Below are 1,416 nucleotides of genomic sequence, written 5' to 3' on the forward strand. Positions count from 1 at the left end.
CTCAACAATAATAGGAAGCTATCATGATCGAAAACAAAAACTGCATGAAGGTTAAGTCTTTCAAGTTGTCTGCGCTGGCGGCCGGGGTTGCGGTGGTTGCCGGAACGTTTGCTGCGTCGGCTTCAGCTGAAACGACGTTTGAATCCGACAGCGGCTGGAAAGCGGGATTTAATGGTCACATTCCGATATTTGCGGTGCTTGGAAATTATGACGATCCAACGGACGAAGACTCGTTTACCATCACCACAGGCTTCAACCCCGCTACACTGCAAACCAACATCTATGCGCCCATGCAGAACGGCCTGGAAGTGTCGGGTCATTTCCAGATGAACGCCGACATAGCGCCGGGTGACGCCAATGCGAATTTCCGTAGCCGTGTGTCCGAAATTGCGGTTGCCGGTGATTTTGGCCAGGTCAATATTGGTAAGGGCTTTGGAATCTTCGGCGTTCCAGCTATCGGGGACAACGGCAGTGCCCTGGGTGTCGGCCTGATCGGCGGCCCGGACCAGGTGGCTGCAACGGCGGGACGTATCGGGAACGGCTACTTCTACGCCAACTTCACACCACGTGTCATGTACACGTCCAATAACCTGGGTGGTCTGCAGTTCAAGGTAGGTGTGTTCAGCCCGTCCAAGGTGGATGGCGTGGCCGATGCGGAATACAGCACGCCCCGAATTGAGGGCAACGTGGTCTACACCGCGGATATGTTCTCGTTGTGGTCAAGTGCCTTCACGCAGGATGTGGATTCCAAAACCGGCACCTTTGACGACTACACCATGTCTGGTGTCGATTTTGGTGGTTCGGTGTCGCTCGGCAACCTGAATGTTCGTGGTAACTATTCCATGACGTCCGGTACCGGGAATGGCGTATTTGCCGCTCGCCTGGATCCGAACGAGGAAGACGCCAGTCAGTGGTACGTTGAGACGACATACGGCTTCAACCGCACCACATTGGGTGTCAGCTATGGCGAGGGTGAAGACGACATCAACTCGAGCGCGAACGATACGGATCTGACCATGGTGTTTGCACGCTACGCCGCCACGGACGCACTGACTCTGATGGCCGAGTACACCACTCTGGGTACCGAGGGTGGCCAGGGCGAATACGATGCCTTCATTGTTGGCGCACAGCTGACGTTCTGAACAAGAGAGGGCGCGCTTCACGTCTTCCTGGGCGAAGGGGTGAAACAGGAAAAGCCGGGTGCCATGAGCATCCGGTTTTTTTTGTCTTGGGATAGCAGGAGGGTGATTGCCAGTAATGGAGCACAAAAAAGCTCCGGGCGGGGGAGGCCGGCCGGAGCAAAATGCCTGAGAGAGTGGTTCAGGCGCTGTGGTGGAGAGCAACGGTTTGCGGTTGCGGGGTTGCCTGGGCGGACAGGTATCTGTCCAGCTCGCGGACATCGTCTTCAGTGGCGTA

1 protein-coding gene is annotated in these 1,416 nt (G+C 56.1%); it reads left to right on the forward strand.

What is annotated here, in order from left to right; genetic code table 11:
* The first annotated feature begins 23 nt into the window (after positions 1 to 23).
* Complete coding sequence (locus MDG893_RS20365) at positions 24 to 1,142, forward strand: porin (RefSeq protein WP_007155743.1); 1,119 nt, start codon at positions 24 to 26, stop codon at positions 1,140 to 1,142.
* Positions 1,143 to 1,416: the final 274 nt, after the last annotated feature.

The sequence above is a fragment of the Marinobacter algicola DG893 genome (assembly GCF_000170835.1).
Classification (GTDB): Bacteria; Pseudomonadota; Gammaproteobacteria; order Pseudomonadales; family Oleiphilaceae; genus Marinobacter; species Marinobacter algicola.